The organism is Campylobacter sp. (assembly GCF_052169515.1).
GTDB lineage: Bacteria > Campylobacterota > Campylobacteria > Campylobacterales > Campylobacteraceae > Campylobacter_A.
Map to the genome: position 1 here is coordinate 1 of NZ_JBQNCH010000003.1, position 19,387 is coordinate 19,387.

The 19,387-nt window shown below is 38.2% G+C and carries 21 protein-coding genes and 1 tRNA gene; 17 read left to right on the forward strand and 5 right to left on the reverse strand.

Translation table 11 applies throughout. The features are described 5' to 3' along the window. Position 1 precedes the first annotated feature (1 nt). Both ACTTKV_RS01180 and ACTTKV_RS01185 read left to right on the forward strand, forming a co-directional pair. A tRNA-Met gene (locus ACTTKV_RS01180) sits at positions 2–76 on the forward strand. Between the two features lie 347 nt (positions 77–423). After that, positions 424–936, forward strand: coding sequence for a hypothetical protein (locus tag ACTTKV_RS01185; protein ID WP_442548854.1), 513 nt, complete (start codon positions 424–426; stop codon positions 934–936). A gap of 25 nt (positions 937–961) precedes the next feature. Here ACTTKV_RS01185 and ACTTKV_RS01190 read toward each other — a convergent pair whose 3' ends face one another. Continuing rightward, complete coding sequence (locus ACTTKV_RS01190) at positions 962–1,264, reverse strand: c-type cytochrome (protein WP_442548855.1); 303 nt, start codon at positions 1,262–1,264, stop codon at positions 962–964. A gap of 92 nt (positions 1,265–1,356) precedes the next feature. Here ACTTKV_RS01190 and gmhB point away from each other — a divergent pair, with 92 nt between their 5' ends. The 14 genes from gmhB (at position 1,357) to ACTTKV_RS01260 (ending at position 14,591) form a co-directional block, all read left to right on the forward strand. Beyond that, a complete protein-coding gene (gene gmhB, locus ACTTKV_RS01195; RefSeq protein WP_442548856.1) occupies positions 1,357–1,872 on the forward strand; it encodes a D-glycero-beta-D-manno-heptose 1,7-bisphosphate 7-phosphatase in 516 nt (171 codons plus the stop codon). Beyond that, positions 1,869–2,858 (forward strand): ADP-glyceromanno-heptose 6-epimerase, encoded by a 990-nt coding sequence (rfaD, locus tag ACTTKV_RS01200; RefSeq protein WP_442548857.1) that lies wholly within the window; start codon positions 1,869–1,871, stop codon positions 2,856–2,858. Before gmhB ends, rfaD begins: the two co-directional genes overlap by 4 nt. Next, complete coding sequence (gene rfaE1, locus ACTTKV_RS01205; RefSeq protein WP_442548858.1) at positions 2,851–4,269, forward strand: D-glycero-beta-D-manno-heptose-7-phosphate kinase; 1,419 nt, start codon at positions 2,851–2,853, stop codon at positions 4,267–4,269. Before rfaD ends, rfaE1 begins: the two co-directional genes overlap by 8 nt. Continuing rightward, the gene (gene gmhA, locus ACTTKV_RS01210) at positions 4,244–4,813 is read left to right on the forward strand and encodes a D-sedoheptulose 7-phosphate isomerase (protein ID WP_442548859.1); all 570 of its coding nucleotides are present in this window, start codon (positions 4,244–4,246) and stop codon (positions 4,811–4,813) included. Before rfaE1 ends, gmhA begins: the two co-directional genes overlap by 26 nt. Before the next feature lies 1 nt (position 4,814). Then, entirely contained in the window at positions 4,815–5,210 is a 396-nt protein-coding gene (locus tag ACTTKV_RS01215) for an SseB family protein (RefSeq protein ID WP_442548860.1), read from the forward strand. Positions 5,211–5,337: 127 nt separating this feature from the next. Continuing rightward, the gene (gene gyrA / locus ACTTKV_RS01220; protein ID WP_442548861.1) at positions 5,338–7,959 is read left to right on the forward strand and encodes a DNA gyrase subunit A; all 2,622 of its coding nucleotides are present in this window, start codon (positions 5,338–5,340) and stop codon (positions 7,957–7,959) included. A 43-nt stretch (positions 7,960–8,002) separates the two neighbouring features. Further along, complete coding sequence (locus ACTTKV_RS01225) at positions 8,003–8,503, forward strand: LPP20 family lipoprotein (protein WP_429800912.1); 501 nt, start codon at positions 8,003–8,005, stop codon at positions 8,501–8,503. Then, the gene (locus ACTTKV_RS01230) at positions 8,479–8,871 is read left to right on the forward strand and encodes a hypothetical protein (RefSeq protein ID WP_442548862.1); all 393 of its coding nucleotides are present in this window, start codon (positions 8,479–8,481) and stop codon (positions 8,869–8,871) included. The genes ACTTKV_RS01225 and ACTTKV_RS01230 overlap by 25 nt, the downstream gene beginning before the upstream one ends. Positions 8,872–8,882: 11 nt before the next feature. Beyond that, positions 8,883–10,037, forward strand: coding sequence for a sigma-54-dependent transcriptional regulator (locus ACTTKV_RS01235; RefSeq protein ID WP_442548863.1), 1,155 nt, complete (start codon positions 8,883–8,885; stop codon positions 10,035–10,037). Between the two features lie 70 nt (positions 10,038–10,107). Next, a complete protein-coding gene (locus ACTTKV_RS01240) occupies positions 10,108–11,133 on the forward strand; it encodes an aspartate-semialdehyde dehydrogenase (RefSeq protein WP_442548864.1) in 1,026 nt (341 codons plus the stop codon). 83 nt (positions 11,134–11,216) lie between these two features. Continuing rightward, positions 11,217–11,723: a YqhA family protein gene (locus tag ACTTKV_RS01245; protein WP_442548865.1), complete on the forward strand. Its 507-nt coding sequence runs from the start codon at positions 11,217–11,219 to the stop codon at positions 11,721–11,723. A 104-nt stretch (positions 11,724–11,827) separates the two neighbouring features. Next, on the forward strand, positions 11,828–12,850 hold the full coding sequence (gene hemE, locus ACTTKV_RS01250; RefSeq protein ID WP_442548866.1) for a uroporphyrinogen decarboxylase: 1,023 nt from the start codon (positions 11,828–11,830) through the stop codon (positions 12,848–12,850). 46 nt (positions 12,851–12,896) lie between these two features. Next, positions 12,897–13,763 carry a radical SAM protein gene (locus ACTTKV_RS01255; protein WP_442548959.1) on the forward strand — a complete coding sequence of 289 codons (867 nt, stop codon included), beginning with the start codon at positions 12,897–12,899 and terminating at the stop codon, positions 13,761–13,763. Next, entirely contained in the window at positions 13,764–14,591 is an 828-nt protein-coding gene (locus ACTTKV_RS01260; RefSeq protein WP_442548867.1) for a pyridoxamine kinase, read from the forward strand. A 5-nt stretch (positions 14,592–14,596) separates the two neighbouring features. On the opposite strand, the gene ACTTKV_RS01265 is transcribed toward ACTTKV_RS01260, so the two are convergent. Then, positions 14,597–14,956 carry a DUF488 domain-containing protein gene (locus ACTTKV_RS01265; RefSeq protein ID WP_442548868.1) on the reverse strand — a complete coding sequence of 120 codons (360 nt, stop codon included), beginning with the start codon at positions 14,954–14,956 and terminating at the stop codon, positions 14,597–14,599. A 225-nt stretch (positions 14,957–15,181) separates the two neighbouring features. Between ACTTKV_RS01265 and ACTTKV_RS01270 the strand changes: the two genes are divergently transcribed. Further along, positions 15,182–16,108, forward strand: coding sequence for a ribose-phosphate pyrophosphokinase (locus tag ACTTKV_RS01270; RefSeq protein ID WP_103593227.1), 927 nt, complete (start codon positions 15,182–15,184; stop codon positions 16,106–16,108). 73 nt (positions 16,109–16,181) lie between these two features. On the opposite strand, the gene tilS is transcribed toward ACTTKV_RS01270, so the two are convergent. From tilS to panC, 3 genes are read right to left on the reverse strand one after another with little or no spacing between them, the layout of a single operon-like run. Further along, a complete protein-coding gene (tilS, locus tag ACTTKV_RS01275) occupies positions 16,182–17,162 on the reverse strand; it encodes a tRNA lysidine(34) synthetase TilS (protein ID WP_442548869.1) in 981 nt (326 codons plus the stop codon). Continuing rightward, a complete protein-coding gene (gene rimO / locus ACTTKV_RS01280) occupies positions 17,159–18,469 on the reverse strand; it encodes a 30S ribosomal protein S12 methylthiotransferase RimO (RefSeq protein ID WP_442548870.1) in 1,311 nt (436 codons plus the stop codon). Before rimO ends, tilS begins: the two co-directional genes overlap by 4 nt. Before the next feature lies 1 nt (position 18,470). Next, on the reverse strand, positions 18,471–19,292 hold the full coding sequence (gene panC, locus ACTTKV_RS01285; RefSeq protein WP_442548871.1) for a pantoate--beta-alanine ligase: 822 nt from the start codon (positions 19,290–19,292) through the stop codon (positions 18,471–18,473). Between the last annotated feature and the right edge of the window lie 95 nt (positions 19,293–19,387).

Below are 19,387 nucleotides of genomic sequence, written 5' to 3' on the forward strand. Positions count from 1 at the left end.
TCGCGGAGTAGAGCAGTGGTAGCTCGTCGGGCTCATAACCCGAAGGTCGGCGGTTCAAATCCGTCCTCCGCAACCAAATTCATTTATAAAATAGCCAAAATTTATCTACTTCTTATTAAAATAAGAAAAAATAAAGAAAGCCAAAATGCAACTTTTTGACACAATAAATTTGCTATCCATCATATTGCCGGTATTTTTTAGCTTTGCGCTACCTATTATAGTATTTATTGTGCTGGTAAATTTGATGACGAAATTTATTAGGCGAAAGCTCTCTCAAAAAACTTATACTAAATTTGATCAAAAAATATAGCTGACACACTTACTGCAAAAGAGATAGCGAAGAAATTTAACAAAAATGCAAAAGATGTAAATGCGGCTTTACTAAATTTGGGCTTTATAAAAAAATGTGACAATGGCTACAACGTGACAGATATTGGCAAATACTATGGTGGTATGCAAAATTACTACATGGGTAGGGCGAGCGTTAGGTGGGATGAGAGGATAGCTTATAACGAAATTTTTATAGATGAGATCACAATAAGTGGCGAAAAAGCTCTTAAAAAAGAGAAAAAAGAAGACTTTAGAGAGAAATTTAAGGCTGAGTACCGAACAAATGACGGCCACTACGTAAGAAGCAGAGCAGAGCTAGTAATCGCAAACTGGCTTTTTGCTGAAGGTGTAGCATATGCTTATGAAAAAAGAGTGCCGATAAAAGAGGATATATATTGTGATTTTTGCATACCAAAAGGCAAGGTCTATATCGAGTTTTGGGGCTTGGAAGATGATGAGGTGTATCTAAAAAGAAAAGAGAAAAAGATAGGGTTTTATAAAAAATACAATCTAAATTTAATAGAGATAGATAACGACACGATCGGTAATTTAGATGACTATATGCCAAAAGAGCTTTTGAAATTTGGTGTGAGTTTAAATTTATAGAAAAAAGGGGCGAGCGCCCCTGTGATTATTTTAGCGTTTGGATGTATTCTGCTACTGCTTTTATGTCGTCATCGCTCATTGGAGTAGCGATAGGTTTCATCATAGCGCCAAGACCAAATTTATTTGCTCCTGTTTTGTAGCCCTTTATTGATTCTTCGATAGCTGCAGCGTCAAGTGATGTCAAAGCTGGAACTTTGTTATTGAAAACTTTTTCAGCTTTAGCACCATGACAGGCAATACATTTTTTGTAGATAGCAGCACCATCTGCAGCAAAAGCAGCAGTCGAAAGTAGAGCTGCAACTCCAGAAACGATTAGTAATTTTTTCATTTTTTTATCCTTTTTAGAAAAGTGTAGACATTATAATACAAAAAGGTAAATTTACAAGAGGCTAGTTAAAATATTTTGGTTATAATCACCAAATGAATAAAAATATAGCCACTAAAGCACTTTTTCTAGACCGCGACGGCGTCATAAATGAGGACGCTGGATATGTTTGCGAGATCAAAGACTTTAAATTTATTGATGGCATTTTTGATGCATTGAGAGAATTTAGCGATGCTGGCTATAAACTCTTTGTCGTGACAAACCAATCAGGCATCGGTAGAGGCTACTATACACAAGAACAGTTTGAAACTTTAACTGAATTTATGCTTGAAACTTTTAAAAAAGAGCAAATTTTTATCACAAAAGTCTATTTTTGTCCGCACGCTCCGGAGGTTAATTGTCTCTGCAGAAAGCCTAATCCAAAAATGATACTTGATGCTTGCAATGAGTTTAATATAGATCTTAAAAACTCACTCATGATAGGCGATAAGCCAAGCGATGTCGAGGCTGGCAAAAGGGCAGGTGTTGGTAGAAATTTCTTGCTCGATGGGATAAATTTTAAAGATGTAAGAGATGTTTTAAATAAGCTAAAAAAGGAAAAATCACTATGAATTTAAATGGAAAAAAGATAGTTATAACTGGTGGCGCTGGATTTATCGGCTCAGCCTTAGCGCATTATTTTGATGAAAATTTTAAAGATGCTCACGTGCTTGTCGTGGATAAATTTAGAAACGACGAGACATTTAGCAACGGCAACCTAAAAAGTTTTGGCCATTTTAAAAATTTACTTGGATTTAGGGGTGAAATTTATGCTAGCGACATCAACGATGAGAGTACGCTTGAGAAGATAAAAAATTTTCGCCCAGACGTCATCTACCACGAGGCAGCGATCTCAGATACGACCGTAAAAGAGCAGGACGAGCTAATAAAAACAAATGTAAACGCTTTTATAAATTTGCTTGATATATGCGAGAGTTTAGGCGCAAAGATGATCTATGCAAGCTCTGGAGCGACTTATGGCAACGCAAAGAGCCCACAAACCGTCGGTGAGTGTGAAGCGCCAAATAACGTCTATGGTTTTAGCAAACTAAGTATGGATAATATAAATAAAATTTACGCAAAGCGTGGCGTGAGCGTGGTTGGACTAAGATATTTTAACGTCTTTGGTAAGGGTGAGTTTTTTAAAAATAAAACTGCTTCAATGGTGCTTCAGTTTGGCTTGCAAATTTTAGCTGGTAAGGCCCCAAAACTCTTTGAGGGCAGCGACCAGATCAAAAGAGACTTTGTTTACATAAAAGATATCATTGATGCAAACATAAAAGCGCTTGACGCGCCAAGTGGTGTCTATAACGCAGCTACTGGCAAGGCTAGAAGCTTTCAAGATATCGCTGACATCTTGCAGCGTGAGATCGGTGTAAATTTAGGCAACGAATATATCAAAAACCCATTTGTGGGCTCATATCAGTTTCACACTGAAGCAGATATAAAACCAGCTCGTGAGGCATTTGGCTTTAGTGCTACGTGGAGCCTGGAAGAGGCGATAAAAGACTATTTGCCAGAGATAAAGAGAATTTATAAGGAAGAGATAAATGGCTAAGAGAGTGAAAATTTTAGTCGTTGGCGATCTCATGCTGGACCACTATATCTGGGGCAGCTGCGACCGCATCTCTCCTGAAGCGCCAGTGCAAGTAGTAAAGATAAATAACGAAACCTACACGCTTGGTGGTGCTGGCAACGTGGTGAGAAATTTGCTTTCCCTTGGCGCAAATGTGAGTGTGGCTAGCGTTTTGGGCGATGATGAGGCTGGTAAAAAGATAAAAGAAAGACTTGCTGAGCTAAACGTAAAAGATGAGCTCATACTCACCGAAAAAGGGCGTGAAAGCTCGATAAAAAGTCGTATAATGGCATCTCACCAGCAAGTTGTAAGGATCGATAAAGAGAGTGTTGTCAAGATAAATTTAGAAGATGAGCTCATATTAAAAGTCAAAGAAAACCTTGCAAATTTTAAGGCTGTCTTACTAAGCGACTACGGCAAGGGCGTGCTTAGCGAAAAAGTCTGCCAAGAGATCATAGACGAGTGCGTGAGACTAAATATCCCAGTACTTATCGACCCAAAGGGCAGCGACTACTCAAAGTACAAAAACGCGACCCTTTTAACGCCAAATAAAAAAGAGGCGAGCGAGGCTACAAATTTAAAGATAAAAGACAAGGCTGAGCTTGAAAAGGCGATAAAACAGCTAAAAGACGATCTAAATTTGACCTATTCACTCATCACGATTTCAGAAGAAGGCATCGCGCTATATGATGATAGGTTACACATCTTTGCCGCCAAAGCAAAAGAGGTCTTTGATGTCACAGGTGCCGGGGATACGGTGCTGGCTACACTTGGCTATATGCTGGCAAATGGGGCTGACATAAAAGAGGCGATCAAGATAGCAAACCTCGCAGCAGCCGTCGTCGTGGCAAAGATCGGCAGTGCAACGGCTAGCTTTAGTGAGATCGAGCAGCTACTAAATAGCTCATTTGGGGCAAATTTCGAGCACAAGATAAAGAGCCTTGATGAGCTAGAGGAAATTTTGAGCCAAAAGGGCAAGAAAAAGGTCGTTTTTACAAATGGCTGCTTTGATATCTTGCATGCAGGACACGTAAAATATCTAGCTCACGCAAGGGAGCTTGGCGATCTTTTGGTCGTTGGGCTAAACTCAGACGCTTCAGTTAAGAGGCTAAAAGGCGAGGCTAGGCCTATAAACTCACAAGATGATAGAGCCTGCGTGCTAAGTGGGCTTGGATTTGTTGACTATGTCGTGATTTTTGACGAGGATACTCCTTTAAATTTGATAACAAAGATAAAGCCTGACGTGCTTGTAAAAGGGGCTGATTATAAAGACAAAGAGGTCATTGGCAGCGAGATCGTAAAAGAGGTCAGGCTCATCGACTTTGTCGAGGGCAAAAGTACGACAGGGATAATAAAAAGGATAAAAGATGCTAAAAACGATGATAAAAAATGAGCTAGAGGCTCACCAAAAGACCTTTAGTGAGCACGTAAATTTACTTGGTAGCTTGGAGCATGCTTGCCAGATGGTGGCTAATGCACTAAAAAATGGTAAAAAGGTGCTAATATGTGGCAACGGCGGCTCTGCAGCGGATGCTCAGCACTTTGCGGCTGAGCTAACTGGCAGATACAAAAGTGAGCGTCAAGCGCTCCCAGGCATCGCGCTAACTACCGATACTTCGGCTCTTACTGCTATTGGCAACGACTATGGCTTTGACTATGTCTTTTCACGTCAGCTTGAGGCTTTAGCTCGTCCTGGCGACTTACTCGTAGCAATCTCAACAAGCGGAAATAGTAAAAACGTCCTTGAAGCTATAAAAAGTGCCAAGAAAATGGGCGTAACAGTGCTTGGACTTAGTGGCAAAGGAGGCGGAGCGATGAATGAGGGCTGCGATCTAAATTTGATCGTTAGCTCAAGCGACACTGCAAGAATACAGGAGTCGCACATATTTTTCATTCACACGATCTGCCAGGCCGTAGATGAGGCTTTTAGGGGTTAATATGCAAGAAGCGATGGATAAATTTTTAAAAGAGCCTAACCAACGAAATGAGGTAAATTTGATATCGGCTTTAAAAAAGGCCACATTTTTTGCTCCAGTACTTTTAAACCAGGTACTTGCAAAGCCTGATGGTGGCGTCGTTTATGAGGAAGAGGGCTCAAACATCAAATTTATTTTGCTTGAAGATGAGGGCGAAAAGCTTAGCTATTTTCCAGCATTTACTAGCAAAGAAGCTATGAAACTCTGGCGAAACGACAGCGAGCAAGAGAGTATAGAAATAGGGCTAAAAGAGTATCTTGCGATGCTAAAAGAGAGTAGCTATGCTGGAGTCGTGATAGATGCCTTTAGCTACGATTTTATTCTTAAAAAAGATCAGATAGAAAAAATTTTGAACTAAATTTTGATTAATTATAAAAGAAATTTTTATTTTATTATAGTGATCTTTTGCACTGCACAAATTTGCTATTTAGCAAGTTTTTATCAATTATTGGCTAAAATCAGCCAAGCTAAATTTAAGGAAAAAAATGAAAGACAATCTACTTGAATTAACCCAAGATATCGCGTCTGTTGATATCGAAGAGTCTATAAAAACTAGCTATCTTGACTACTCCATGAGTGTCATTGTGGGACGTGCTTTGCCTGATGCTAGAGACGGACTAAAGCCAGTTCACAGAAGAATTTTATATGCTATGGACAATCTTGGCGTTGGTAGCAGAAGTGCCTACATGAAGTCAGCTCGTATCGTTGGTGAGGTTATCGGTAAGTACCACCCACATGGTGATACAGCAGTTTATGACGCTCTTGTTCGTATGGCTCAGAAATTTTCTATGCGTTATCCAGTTGTTGACGGGCAAGGAAACTTTGGCTCTATTGATGGTGACAGCGCAGCTGCGATGCGTTATACTGAAGCTAGAATGACTATGCTTACCGAGGAGCTTTTAAAAGATATCGACAAAGACACGGTTGATTTTGTGCCAAACTACGATGATAGAGAGGTTGAACCAGATGTACTTCCAAGCCGTGTGCCAAATTTATTATTAAACGGCTCAAGCGGTATCGCTGTTGGTATGGCGACAAACATCCCACCACATAGTCTTGATGAGTTAATAGATGGTCTTTTGTTTCTTCTTGAAAATAAAGAAGCCACTCTTGAAGAGATAATGCAATTTATCAAAGGTCCAGACTTCCCAACTGGCGGTATCATCTTTGGTAAAAAGGGCATCATAGAGGCCTACCGCACAGGTCGTGGCAGGGTCAAACTAAGAGCTAAAACTCACATAGAAAAAAAGCCAAACAAAGACGTTATTGTCATAGATGAGCTTCCGTATCAAACAAATAAAGCTAGACTCATCGAGCAGATCGCTGAGCTAGTAAAAGATAAGCAGATAGAGGGCATTAGCGAGGTTAGAGATGAGTCTGATAAGGATGGCATCCGCGTAGTTATCGAACTAAAGCGCGACGCTATGAGCGATATTGTGCTAAACAACCTCTTTAAATCAACTACGATGGAGAGCACTTTTGGTGTTATTATGCTTGCTATTAATAACAAAGAGCCAAAGGTATTTAATCTTATTGAACTACTTAAGCTATTTTTAAATCATAGAAAAACAGTAATCATTAGAAGAACGATATTTGAGCTTGAAAAAGCACGTGCAAGAGCCCACATCTTAGAGGGTCTAAAGATCGCACTTGATAATATTGACGAAGTAATCGAGCTTATTAGAAATAGTGCCGATACAGCCGTTGCTAGAGAAGGTTTGATGAGTAAATTTAACCTCTCAGAACTTCAAGCAAACGCTATCCTTGATATGCGTCTAAGCAAGCTTACAGGCCTAGAGAGAGAAAAACTAGAGGCTGAGCTAGCCGAGCTTATGGCTGAGATCGCAAGACTTGATGAAATTTTAAAGAGTGAGACACTGCTTGAAAATTTGATCAAAGAAGAGCTTTTAGAGATCAAAAATAAATTTAAAGTACCAAGAGTGACTGAGATCGTTGATGACTACGATGACATCGATATTGAAGACCTCATACCAAATGAAAATATGGTTGTAACCATAACACACCGTGGCTACATTAAGCGTGTACCAAGCAAGCAGTATGAGAAGCAAAAACGTGGTGGCAAAGGCAAAGTAGCGGTCACTACATATGATGATGACTTTATAGAGAGTTTCTTTACTTCGAATACTCACGATACGCTCATGTTTGTGACAGACCGCGGGCAGCTATACTGGCTAAAGGTCTACAAAATCCCAGAGGGAAGCCGCACGGCAAAGGGCAAAGCAGTTGTAAATTTGATCCAGTTGCAGCCTGATGAGAAGATAAAAGCAATCATCCCAACGACTGACTTTGACGAGAACAAATCGCTAGCATTCTTTACTAAAAACGGTATCGTAAAACGCACAAATTTAAGCGAGTTTAAAAACATCCGCTCAGTTGGCGTAAGAGCGATCAGTCTTGATGAGAATGACGAGCTAGTAACTGCGCTCATCGCTCAAACATATGATGATATGCCTATTAGTGACCCTGAAAATGAGCTAAGCGTTGAGACTGAAGTACTTGAGATAGAAGAGATACAAAACGAGATCGACGAAGATAATACAAATGCTGAGGATGATACAAATTCAAGCGATGAGACAATGCTATTTGTAGTGACTAAAAAAGGTATGTGTCTTAAATTTAAGATCAGCAAGGTTCGTCAAATGGGAAGGACTGCTCGTGGCGTAACTGGTATCAAATTTAAAGAGCCAGGCGACGAGGTAGTGGGTGCTGCTGTTATCGAAAGCAATGATCAAGAAATTTTAAGCATATCTCAAAAAGGTATCGGCAAACGCACAACCGCTGACGAGTACCGCTTGACAAACCGCGGTGGCAAAGGCGTAATTTGCATGAAGCTAACAAACAGAACGGGCGATCTAATAGGTGTTGTGATGGTTGATGAAGAGCAAGATCTAATGGCTCTAACATCAAGCGGCAAGATGATAAGAGTTGATATGCAAAGCATCCGCAAAGCAGGACGTAATACGAGTGGCGTGATCGTCGTAAACGTTGATGGCGATGATGTTGTAAGTATCGCAAGATGCCCTAAGGCCGAAGATGGCGAGGACGAGAACGAAGGCTCAAGCGAAGATATGGGGCTTTTGGAATAAATTTTGCTGTTAAATTTTAAATAAAAGCATAAAAAGGTTGTTTATGAAGATTAAAATTTTATTTTTTGCTGTAATGGCGACACTTTTTAGTGGTTGTACATTTAACGGCTTTATGGGCGAGCCGACAAGCACATCAAATCGCAATGTAGTCATCCAAAAGGTCGATAAAGACGATCTTAGAGAGGTGATGAAAAAAGAGAAGATGATATATGATAGCGCTCCAAGAGAGACCACTTTTAGAGCTACAGGCGAGGGTATAGCTCCGTTAAATTCGCTCTCTTATGCTCAGTCTGTAACTTTAGCAAAAAGAGCAGCAATGGCCGATGCTTATTCGCAGCTTGCTGGCAAGCTTTATGGCGTAAAGATTAACGCTGAAGATACTGTAAGAGATGCGATGCTAAATGATTCATCTATCACTTCAAAGGTGCAAGGTCTTGTCAAAAATGCAAGAATTGTAAGTGAAAATTTCAAAGATGGGCTTTATAAGGTAAATATGGAGCTTAAGATAGACGAAGATAAGTGGCGAGAAGTCTTTTCTTACTAACTATACTTTTAAATTTTGCCTTTTGCTCGGAGGAGTTTATCTTCTGGGCAAATGTTAATACAAAGAACCAAATCATCGCTCACGAAGAAATTTCTTTTTCACGAGCGATGACTCTCACACCAAATCCAAAACCAAAATTTCTTTGCCAGATAGATGCTTTTAAAGATGAAAACACTACAACTATTGGTTTTTTAAATTTGCATAAAGATGAAATTTTTGACTGCTTTGTTTTAAAAAAAGTGATGGTAAAAAATGAATTTAAAAGAAAAAATAATGACATATCACACACTTCAAATTTGAAAATTTTACCAGTTAGATTTATGGTGGAATTTAAGCCAAAATCCGCTATTATCGGCATACTTCAATAAAAAGAGATCAAATGAATATCGTCATAGTAGAAGATGACATCAATATGCGAAAGTCACTTGAAATCGCACTTGGTGAGTATGAAGAGCTAAATGTCAAAAGTTATAAAACAGCTATTGAAGCTCTAAAAAAAATAGACAACGAAACTGATCTAATAATCACTGATATAAATATGCCAAAAATGGATGGACTTGAGTTTATAAAAGAGCTAAATGGCAAATTTGACGTCATCATAATGACTGGAAATGCCACACTAAATAAGGCAATCGAAAGTGTAAGGCTTGGTGTAAAGGACTTTTTAACTAAGCCATTTGACGTCTCAACACTTTATGAGGCGATAAAAAGGGTCGAGCTTCTTAAACAAAAGACTCCAAAAATTTCAAAAAATACTGAGGTAAAAAGCGAAACTACAGGGTTTATAGCCACCTCAAAGGCACTTGAAACTACGCTCAATATCGCGCTAAAAGCGGCAAGAACAGATGCTTCAGTCATGCTTAGTGGCGAAAGTGGCGTTGGCAAGGAGGTCTTTGCTAAATTTATCCACGCAAACTCGCCAAGAAAAGACGCTGCATTTATCGCTTTAAACATGGCTGCGATCCCTGAAAATTTGATAGAAAGTGAGCTTTTTGGCTTTGAAAAGGGTGCTTTTACAGATGCATTGACTACCAAAAAAGGACAGTTTGAACTAGCAAATGGTGGAACTTTATTTTTAGATGAGATCGGTGAGATGCCTATAAATTTGCAACCAAAACTGCTTCGTGTGCTTCAAGAGCGTGAGATTGCTAGGCTTGGCGCTACAAAAAGCGAAAAGATCGACGTTCGCATCATTTGCGCCACAAATGCAAATTTAGAGTTTGCTATGAGGGAGGGTAGATTTAGAGAAGATCTTTTTTACCGCCTAAACACGATACCCCTTTTTATACCGCCACTTCGTGAACGAAAAGAAGAAATTTTAGCTATCTCTGAAGATGTGCTAAAAAAGTGTTGTGCAGAATATGGCCTTGAGCCCAAAAATTTCTCAAAAGCTGCAAAAGAAGAGCTTTTGGGTTATGACTATCCTGGTAACATCAGAGAGCTCATCTCGGTCGTGCAAAGAGCAGCGATACTAAGCGAAGGTGATGAAATTTTGCCAAAAGATCTTTTTTTGCAATCTAGAAGCAAAAAATAATTTTAAATTTAAGTTTTTGGTTAGTAAAATTACGCAAGATTAAGAAATTTGAAATGGTAAAGGAGAGCAGATGAGAAAATTTAACGTAGCTGTCGTGGGTGCGACAGGGGCGGTTGGCGAAGAGCTTTTTAGAGTGATGGAAGAGGTTGATTTTCCAGTTGGTGAGCTTTTACCACTTGCTAGTGCTAAGAGTGCAGGTAGCGAGATAGAATTTAAAGGCAAACACTACAAAGTAAAAGAGCTTACTGAGAAAGTTTTTAGCGAGCACGAGGTTGATATTGCATTTTTTAGTGCGGGCGGTTCGGTCTCAGAGAAATTTGCCAAATTTGCAGCTGATAGCGGTGCAGTTGTGATAGATAATACAAGCCATTTTAGGATGGATAAAGATATCCCGCTAGTCGTACCTGAGTGTAACCCAAGCGATATCGCACTATGGAAAAATCGCGGTATCATCGCAAATCCAAACTGCTCAACCATTCAAATGGTGCAAATTTTAAAGCCATTAAATGACGCTTTTGGCATCAACAGAGTCGACGTTTCTACTTATCAAGCAGCAAGCGGTGCTGGCAAAGAGGGCATGGAAGAGCTTGTTATTCAGATGCAAAAATTCTTTGAGTTTAAGCTTGATGAGTGTGAGCCAAAGGTATTTGCACACCGCCTAGCACTAAACGTGATCCCACATATCGATGTATTTTTGGACAACGACTATACAAAAGAAGAGATGAAAATGGTCAATGAAACACAAAAAATTCTTCATAAAGATATTGAAGTGAGCGCTACTTGTGTTCGTGTGCCAGTGCTTAGAAGTCACTCTGAGGCGATCACTATTCATTTTGATAAAAATGTGAGTGCAGACGCTGCAAGAGAAATTTTGAGTAAAGCTCCAAGTATCGTAGTAGTCGATAATCCAGCAAATAAAGAGTATCCGATGCCTATCATCTCAAGTGATACAAATGAGACTTATGTTGGAAGGATAAGGGTTGATAATTACAGACCTAATGTGCTTCATCTTTGGTGTAGTGCCGACCAGATTCGCGTAGGAGCTGCTACAAATGCTGTTAGAATCGCTCAAAAATGGATCGAAATGCAAGAGTAGGTTAATCAACCAACAAGCTTCTAAATTTAAGAAAAAAACTATAAAATAGCCCATTTTTTAAATTTATATAAAAAGGGGCTTTATTGCGTAGATTATTTGAAAGAATTTTACTTGCAAGCAATAGCTTTACGCTGTTTCCAGTTATTTTTGGTCTTTTGGGTGCGATCATGCTTTTTGTTATCGCTAGTTACGATGTTGGCAAGGTGATTTTGGAGGTTTATAAATATTTCTTTGTTGAGAGCGCACATGCTGAAAATTTTCACTCAGAAGTAGTGGGAGAGATCGTTGGTGCGATCGATCTATACTTGATGGCACTTGTTCTTTATATCTTTAGTTTTGGAATTTATGAGCTTTTTATTTCAGAGATCACGCAGCTAAAGCAGTCAAAGCAGAGCAAAGTCTTGGAGGTTCACTCCCTTGATGAGCTAAAAGACAAACTTGGCAAAGTGATCGTCATGGTCCTAATAGTAAATTTCTTTCAAAGAGTGCTTCATGCAAATTTTACCACTCCGCTTGAAATGGCTTATTTGGCGGCTTCTATCCTTGCGCTTTGTGTTGGACTTTACTTTCTTCATAAAGAAGGCCATTAAAATTTTAAGCGTTTTTACGCTTAAAATTTCTCTCAAATCTTTTATTTAGCGTTAAATTTATATATATTTAGATAATATCCCTTTAAAAATTTAAAGGAAAATTTATGATTTTTATAGATGCTTGTTTAAAAAAACCGACGCCATACACGCCTATTTGGATGATGCGTCAAGCTGGTAGATATCTGCCAGAATATATGGCTGTAAGAGCCAAGGCAGGGGATTTTTTATCACTTTGTAAAGATTATAAAAAAGCTAGTGAGGTTACGCTTCAGCCAGTCGATATCCTTGGCGTTGATGCGGCCATTTTGTTTAGCGACATCCTTGTAGTACCGCTTGAAATGGGTATGGATCTACGTTTTGAAAAAGGTGAGGGTCCAGTTTTTACAAATCCTTTGCGTGACCAAGCAGCTCTTGATTCACTTAGTATTGAAAAATCGGTAAAAAATTTAGCATACGTCTACGATACGATCAAACTCACAAGAGAAAATTTAGCTAAAGATAAGGCGCTAATTGGATTTTGTGGTGCTCCATGGACGATAGCTACATATATGATCGAGGGTGGCGGCAGTAAAAACTATGCTGTTTGCAAAAAAATACTATATCAAAATCCAGAATTTTTACATCAAATTTTGGAAAAAGTGACACAAGCGCTCATCCTTTACGTCAAAGAGCAGATAAAAGCTGGTGTAAATGCGGTGCAAATTTTTGATAGCTGGGCGGCTGCACTTGAAGAACAGGCTTATTTTGAGTTTGGATTTAGCTATATAAATAAAATAGTTGATAGCGTAAAAGCTGAGTTTCCAGAAATTCCAGTCATCGTTTTTCCAAAGGGGATAAGTGGCTATTTGGATAAAATTTCAGGAAATTTTGATGTTTTTGGCGTTGACTGGAGTACTCCAATAGAGCTAGCCAAAGCAAAATTAAGCCCAAGATATGTTCTTCAAGGAAATATGGAACCAACCAGACTTTATAGCAAAAAAGCGATAGATGAAGGCATTGATAAAATTTTAGATACGATGAAAGGTGCTCCACATATCTTTAATCTAGGTCACGGAATCTTACCAGACATACCGGTTGAAAATGCAAAATATTTCATAAAACAGGTGCAAGCAAAAAGTGCAAGGTAATAAGCCTTGCATAATCTTTGGTCCGATAAATTCACGCCGTTTTGGCATGAGTCTTGGCATAGATCTAAGCCCTAAGCAAAAATCATGTAATTTTGACTGTGTTTATTGTGAGCTAAGTGGTGCAAAAACAGTTAACTCGATACAAGATCCGCCAAGTGTTGAAGAAATTTTAGTAGATTTAAAAGAGGCTTTACATACTCATCAAAATATCGATGTCGTAACGCTTACAGCAAATGGCGAGCCAACTCTTTACCCATACTTGCAAGAGCTAGTTAGTGAGATAAATAAGCTAAAAGGTAGCATGAAAACGCTTATCTTAAGCAATGGCTCAGGCGTGTGTGACCCAAAAATTTGCGAGGCTTTAAAAGAGCTTGATATAGTGAAATTTAGTCTAGATAGCGCAGTGCAAAGCACTTTTAAAAAGATAGACCGCAACAAAAGCGGTATAGAAGTAGGCGAGATTATAAAAAAAATGGCTAAATTTCGCAAGGAATTTGCTGGTGAGCTCGTGCTTGAAATTTTAGTCGTAGCTGGTTTTAATGATAAAAAAAGTGAGTTTGAAGTACTTAATATGGCGATAAATGAGATAGCTCCACACCGAGTAGATATTGGTACGGTAGATCGCCCACCAGCCTATAATGTAAAGGGCGTAGACGCTAAAAAGTTAGAGGAGTTAGCCGAGCAGATAAGTGGCGTGCCAGTTAATATCGTCAAAGCTCACAAGATAGAGCAAAAATATAACTTTAGTGAGGATGAAATTTTAGAAATGCTGAGACGTCGTCCGCAAACTATCGCAAATGTTGAAGAGAATTTTTCTGATTCTTCAAAGCAAACTCTAGCAAAATTTTTACAAGATGATGTGGTTTATTTATCCGATGTTGCTGGAGTGAAATTTTACAAACTAAGAGCATAAATGAAAAGAATCCTTACAATACAAGATATCTCATGTGTCGGCAAATGTTCCCTTACTGTTGCACTTCCGGTAATTAGCGCGCAAGGCATTGAAGCGTGTATTTTGCCTACTGCGCTGCTTTCGACTCATACTGGCTTTAAAAATTTCACATTTTGTGATTTGACTGATGAATTTGACTCGGTAACACAAGTATGGCACAAAGAAAATATCACATTTGATGGAATTTATACTGGATTTTTAGGTAGCTTTGGTCAGCTTGAGCTGATAGAGAAAATTTTTAATGAGTTTAGTGGCTCTGCTCTGCTAATACTTGTGGATCCTTGCATGGGTGACAATGGCAAGCTCTATCATGGGTTTGATGAAAAATTTGTTATGAAAATGCGCGAACTTTGCTCAAAAGCTCATGTTATTACGCCAAATATAACTGAAGCAAGCTTTATGTGCGGCAAGCCATTTTTGAGAGATGAATATAATGAAGATTATATTTTGGAATTACTAGAAAATTTGGCGAGTTTTGGTGCATATAAAATCGTGTTAAAGGGCATTAGATACAAGCAAGATGAATGTGGAATCATAGCTTATGACGCAAAGACAAAAGAGAAAGTAGAATATTTTCATGAATTTTTACCGTTTCATACAAGTGGAACTGGAGATATATTTGCCTCTGTACTTTTTGGCTCGCTAGTAAATGGCGAAACGATAGAAACTGCTATAAAAAAGGCAGCAAATTTTGTGCTTGATAGCATCAAAGCCACACTAAAAGATCAAAACCGCACGTGGTATGGCGTGCAGTTTGAAAAGATACTTGGCACTCTTGCAAATAATTAGATTGTTTATTTGTTTAAAAGTTTTAACAATACGACCACATGGCAAAGATTTATATCTTTGCTAGCTGTTAAAAGAGCTATGTTGCCGTATTCTTTTTCTAAATTTTTTAGTGTCTTAAAGCAAGACCGTGCTTTTTCATTATCAAGCTCAAGCTTAAATTTTTCACAAAATTCATCAAACCTAGCTTCTTTATCTTTATGAAACCACTCTCTTAATGCAGGACTTGGCGTGATATATTTTAACCAAGGAAAATTTGAAAATATCTCTTTTTTTATTCCTCTTGGATAGAGTCTATCGACAAAGACACCTTTAAAATTCTCATCATTACTTTTTATAAAGTCATAAATTCTATAAGCTTTAAACATGTTTGTGATTTTAGCTACAAGGAGTTTAAAAGAAAAAATTATTTTAAACTAGTTTGTGATTTTATGATTTTCTTAAATCAAAGACAATGAAAATGTATAAAATGTTGATCGCATGCCGATAGATGATATTGTAGTTCTTGGCTGGAAGTAGTGGAATAAATAAATTTAAATTAAAGCTCGTTTTGATAAAATCCCAATATAAAAATCACTAAAAAGGTCACCATTATGAGAGGCTATAAAATTTTCTCAGGCACAGCAAATATTGAGCTTTCAAAGAAAATTTCACAATATCTGTCGCTTCCACTTAGCGAGGCAAGTATAAAAAGATTTAGCGATGGAGAGATCAGCGTACAAATCGGCGAGAGTGTGCGTGGGAAAGATGTTTTTGTTATCCAGCCAACATGTGCTCCTGCAAATATAAATTTGATGGAGCTATTAATCCTAACCGACGCCTTGAAACGCAGCAGTGCAAGCTCTATAACAGCGATCGTACCTTATTTTGGCTACGCTAGACAAGATAGAAAAGCAGCTCCTAGAGTGCCGATCACTGCAAAACTAGTGGCAAACATGATGCAAACAGCAGGTATTGATAGGGTCGTCACTATGGATCTTCATGCAGGGCAAATTCAAGGATTTTTTGATATTCCAGTAGATAACCTTTATGGCAGCATCATCTTTAATGACTATGTAAGGGCTAAAAATTTACCAAATCCAATCGTTGCAAGCCCAGATGTAGGTGGTGTCGCTCGTGCTAGAGCTTTGGCTAAAAATCTAAATCTTGATATGGTTATCGTTGATAAACGCCGTGAAAAAGCAAACGAGAGTGAAGTGATGAATATAATCGGCGACGTAAATGGCAAAGATGTGATCTTGGTCGATGATATGATCGATACGGCTGGTACGATCGTAAAAGCGGCTGAAATTTTTAAAGAGCGTGGCGCAACTAGCGTTATGGCTTTTTGTACACACCCAGTTCTTAGTGGACCAGCTTACGATAGGCTAAGACTAGGCTTTTTGGATGAGCTAGTAGTAACAGATACTATTCCACTAGCAGAAGAGCTTCCTTGCATAAAAGTGCTAAGTGCGGCTTCTTTATTTGGTGAAGTGATACGCCGTGTATATCACAATGAAAGCGTAAATAGCTTATTTTAATTAAATTTTGGCTTTAGACTTATTTTAAGCAAAAGCCAAAACTTCTTTATCTATTGTTTTTAGAGCTACGCGATTAAAATTTTAACTTTGACAAATCAAAATTTATTGTAAAAAGATAGCCTCTGTTGATGGCTGGGATTTTGTGGATTCTGGCTTTTTCTTTAAAAATTTTTGGCATTACGGCTTTGCGAAATGGTGTCACTAGGACGTGCTCTCCAGCGTAGCCAATAGCAATCTTGCCGCTTAAAACCACGCTTGTTTGCTTATTTAAATTTTTATCTAGTTCGTCTTTTTGAGCTTTACTTAGGAGCGCATTTAGCTCTTTTGCGACTACATCAATGCCTCGTATCACATTGCTATCATTTTTTATGATAAAAATTTCATCGCTTATTTTTGTGATATTTGGCATTACAATTTGTTTGTCAGTCTCTAAAAACTCAAAGCTTTTTTTTACGCCATTAAAGTAATGATCTAAAAATGGCTCACTAAAATTTACCCTTACGAAGCTTCTTTTAAACTCGCCTTTTAAATTTGTCTCATCGATAAAATAGCGTAAATTTCTCTCATCAAGATAATTTTGAAGCTCTTTTTTGCGTAAATTTAAAAGCGGCCTAACTAGCCAAAAGTGCTTTCTCTTTTCAAGCTCGCTCATACCAAAGAGCTCTTTTAGTCCAGCACCTTTGCTAAGTTGCATTAAAAACCACTCAAATTTATCGTCAAACTGATGAGCCAATATAAGATTGTCGTAGCCAAAATCTTGACAAATTTCGCCAAAAAACTCATATCTTGCATCTCGTGCTAGTTTTTCAAAATTTGACTTATCTAAAAAAACGCTTTTTGTATAAATTTTTTTACCAAATTTATCTGCAAGCTCTTTTGCGCTTTTTATCTCGTTTTTGCTTTGCTCCCGCACATTGTAATCAACCATCGCTAGATCAAATTTGATCCCAGCTTCGTCTAAAATGTAAAAAAGAGCAGTGCTGTCTATACCGTGCGAGAAGGCAAGCAGGTTTGTACCAAGGCCCAGTCTTTCTCGCACATTTTTGCTTATCATTTTACTTTTTTGATGATTCGTGCGACTAGTTTTTGATCGACCACATCGTTTACTTCACAAAGATAGAGCGAGCCTATCTCAAGCTCTTTGACATCGCTTTCATTGATCAATATCTCGCCGTCTATGTCTTTATCCCAGATATCTTTTTTAGCTGCGTAAAACATCTCGCCCTCGCTGCTGATGCCCTCAAGGGAGGCAAAAATTTCTTTGCCAATCTCTTTTTGTAGGCTTTCATTGATCGATTTTTTGGTTATCTTTTCTATTTTGCTTAGCCTTTTTGAGATGATCTTGGCTGGAATCTGCTCCATGTCAAAAGATGCAGTGTCCTCTTCTTTTGAGTAGGCAAAGGCTGAAATTCTATCGAATTTAAACTCTTCTAAAAATTCGCAAAGCTCCTTAAAATCCTCCTCGCTCTCTCCTGGATGGCCCACGATGACACCAGTTCGCAAAAATGAATTTTCGGCATTTCTCATTAAACTTAAAAGCTCTTTTATCTTTTTAGCACCACTTCCACGCTTCATTATTTTTAGCATATTTTCGCTGATGTGCTGGATCGGCATGTCGAAGTAGTTATGAAATACAGATGAGGCGATGATACGTTCAATTAGCTCCTTGCTGGTCGTGCTTGGGTAGAGGTAGAGTATCCTAGCACTTTTTACGCCCTTTATCTTTTCTATCTCGTCTATTAAATTTATTAGCCCATCGCTAATGCCGTGATCGCGCATATATGAGCTCGAGTCTTGAGATAAAAAGCTAAAGTCGTAGTAGCCTTTTTTAACTAAATTTTTAACCTCATTTACGATATTTTCGAGCGAGCGTGATTTTAGCTTGCCTTTAAATGTCGGTATCGCGCAAAAGCTGCATTTTTGGTTACAGCCCTCTGAAATTTTGATGTAGGCATGGTAGTTTGAACCAGTTATCACACGCTCTTCGTTTGCTTGCAGATATGTCTCTGGGCTAAATAAATTTTGCCTTTTTAGAATGATCTCATCAATCTTGTCATAGTCAGCCACGCCGGTAAATAGATCAACCTCAGGTAGCTCCTTCATAAGCTCGTCTTTATAGCGTTGCATAAGACAGCCAGTCACCACGAGTAATGAGCCATTTTTACGTGCTTCGTGCATCTCAAGTATGGTTTGGATGCTCTCTTCTTTAGCAGATTTTATAAAGCCACAGGTATTTACGATGATAACATCGGCATTGCTGATATCGTCAGTGATATCGTAGTTTTGTAGTCTGCCGAGCATTATTTCTGAATCAACTAAATTTTTATTACAACCAAGTGAAATTAAGTGAAGTTTTGGCATTTTATATCCAAATATTATCAATAAGCCTAGTTTTGCCAACGTAAGCTGCTATTAAAATAATGGTATTATCTTTTTCTATTTTTGAAATTTCGTTTAAATTTCTATCTGTAATAGCGACATAGTCAACCTTTAGTGGCTCTAATATTTCAAGCATTTTCGCTTTGATTTCACTTACATCGCTCTCGCCATTTTGGATCAAATTTTGTGCGTTATTTAGCGATCTTGAAAGTCTTAAGGCATTACATTTATCTTCGTCGCAGATATAGACATTTCTACTTGATAGGGCTAGGCCATCGCGTTCTCTTATGATATCGCAAGCTACCAGCTCAATATTTAAAAAGAAAGTTTTTATCATGTTTTGTACTATGATTAGTTGCTGAGTATCTTTTTTGCCCATGTATACGCTATTTGCGCGAGTTAGGCGAAATAGCTTATTTAAAACTCTTAGCACGCCATCAAAGTGTCCTGGTCTGGTTTTGCCTTCTAAAATGGTCGAAAATTTCTTTGGGGCAATGATAAGTGGTTCATCATCAAAGTAAAGCTCGCCAGCGTCTGGAATAAAAATAACACTAACGCCATTTTGCTCACAAATTTTAATGTCATTTTGCTCGTTTCTTGGGTATTTATCTAGATCTTCGCCTGGTAAAAATTGTGTTGGATTTACAAAAGTTGAGACGATGCTTATCTCGTTTTGGCTGACACATTTTTTGATAAGACTAACGTGTCCGTCATGAAGTGCACCCATGGTTGGTACAAAACCTATCTTTCCACTTGTGTTTGAGACGAAAATTTCAAGTTCTTTTACGGTTCTTATGATTTGCATTTTAACTCTTTTGGTTTAAAAATTTAACTTGGTATTTTAACAAAAAAGGATTAAAAGGGCGTAAATTTAAAAATATAAGCAAGTTTTGGCTAAAA

Coding starts and splice junctions, on each gene's coding strand:
- ACTTKV_RS01255 (WP_442548959.1), top strand. CDS start 12,897: ATGAGTCTTGGCATAGATCTAAGCCCTAAGCAAAAATCATGTAATTTT.
- tilS (WP_442548869.1), bottom strand. CDS start 17,162: ATGATAAGCAAAAATGTGCGAGAAAGACTGGGCCTTGGTACAAACCTG.
- ACTTKV_RS01225 (WP_429800912.1), top strand. CDS start 8,003: ATGAAGATTAAAATTTTATTTTTTGCTGTAATGGCGACACTTTTTAGT.
- rfaE1 (WP_442548858.1), top strand. CDS start 2,851: ATGGCTAAGAGAGTGAAAATTTTAGTCGTTGGCGATCTCATGCTGGAC.
- rimO (WP_442548870.1), bottom strand. CDS start 18,469: ATGCCAAAACTTCACTTAATTTCACTTGGTTGTAATAAAAATTTAGTT.
- ACTTKV_RS01240 (WP_442548864.1), top strand. CDS start 10,108: ATGAGAAAATTTAACGTAGCTGTCGTGGGTGCGACAGGGGCGGTTGGC.
- gyrA (WP_442548861.1), top strand. CDS start 5,338: ATGAAAGACAATCTACTTGAATTAACCCAAGATATCGCGTCTGTTGAT.
- ACTTKV_RS01270 (WP_103593227.1), top strand. CDS start 15,182: ATGAGAGGCTATAAAATTTTCTCAGGCACAGCAAATATTGAGCTTTCA.
- panC (WP_442548871.1), bottom strand. CDS start 19,292: ATGCAAATCATAAGAACCGTAAAAGAACTTGAAATTTTCGTCTCAAAC.
- ACTTKV_RS01260 (WP_442548867.1), top strand. CDS start 13,764: ATGAAAAGAATCCTTACAATACAAGATATCTCATGTGTCGGCAAATGT.
- gmhB (WP_442548856.1), top strand. CDS start 1,357: ATGAATAAAAATATAGCCACTAAAGCACTTTTTCTAGACCGCGACGGC.
- ACTTKV_RS01215 (WP_442548860.1), top strand. CDS start 4,815: ATGCAAGAAGCGATGGATAAATTTTTAAAAGAGCCTAACCAACGAAAT.
- ACTTKV_RS01190 (WP_442548855.1), bottom strand. CDS start 1,264: ATGAAAAAATTACTAATCGTTTCTGGAGTTGCAGCTCTACTTTCGACT.
- rfaD (WP_442548857.1), top strand. CDS start 1,869: ATGAATTTAAATGGAAAAAAGATAGTTATAACTGGTGGCGCTGGATTT.
- ACTTKV_RS01265 (WP_442548868.1), bottom strand. CDS start 14,956: ATGTTTAAAGCTTATAGAATTTATGACTTTATAAAAAGTAATGATGAG.
- gmhA (WP_442548859.1), top strand. CDS start 4,244: ATGCTAAAAACGATGATAAAAAATGAGCTAGAGGCTCACCAAAAGACC.
- ACTTKV_RS01235 (WP_442548863.1), top strand. CDS start 8,883: ATGAATATCGTCATAGTAGAAGATGACATCAATATGCGAAAGTCACTT.
- hemE (WP_442548866.1), top strand. CDS start 11,828: ATGATTTTTATAGATGCTTGTTTAAAAAAACCGACGCCATACACGCCT.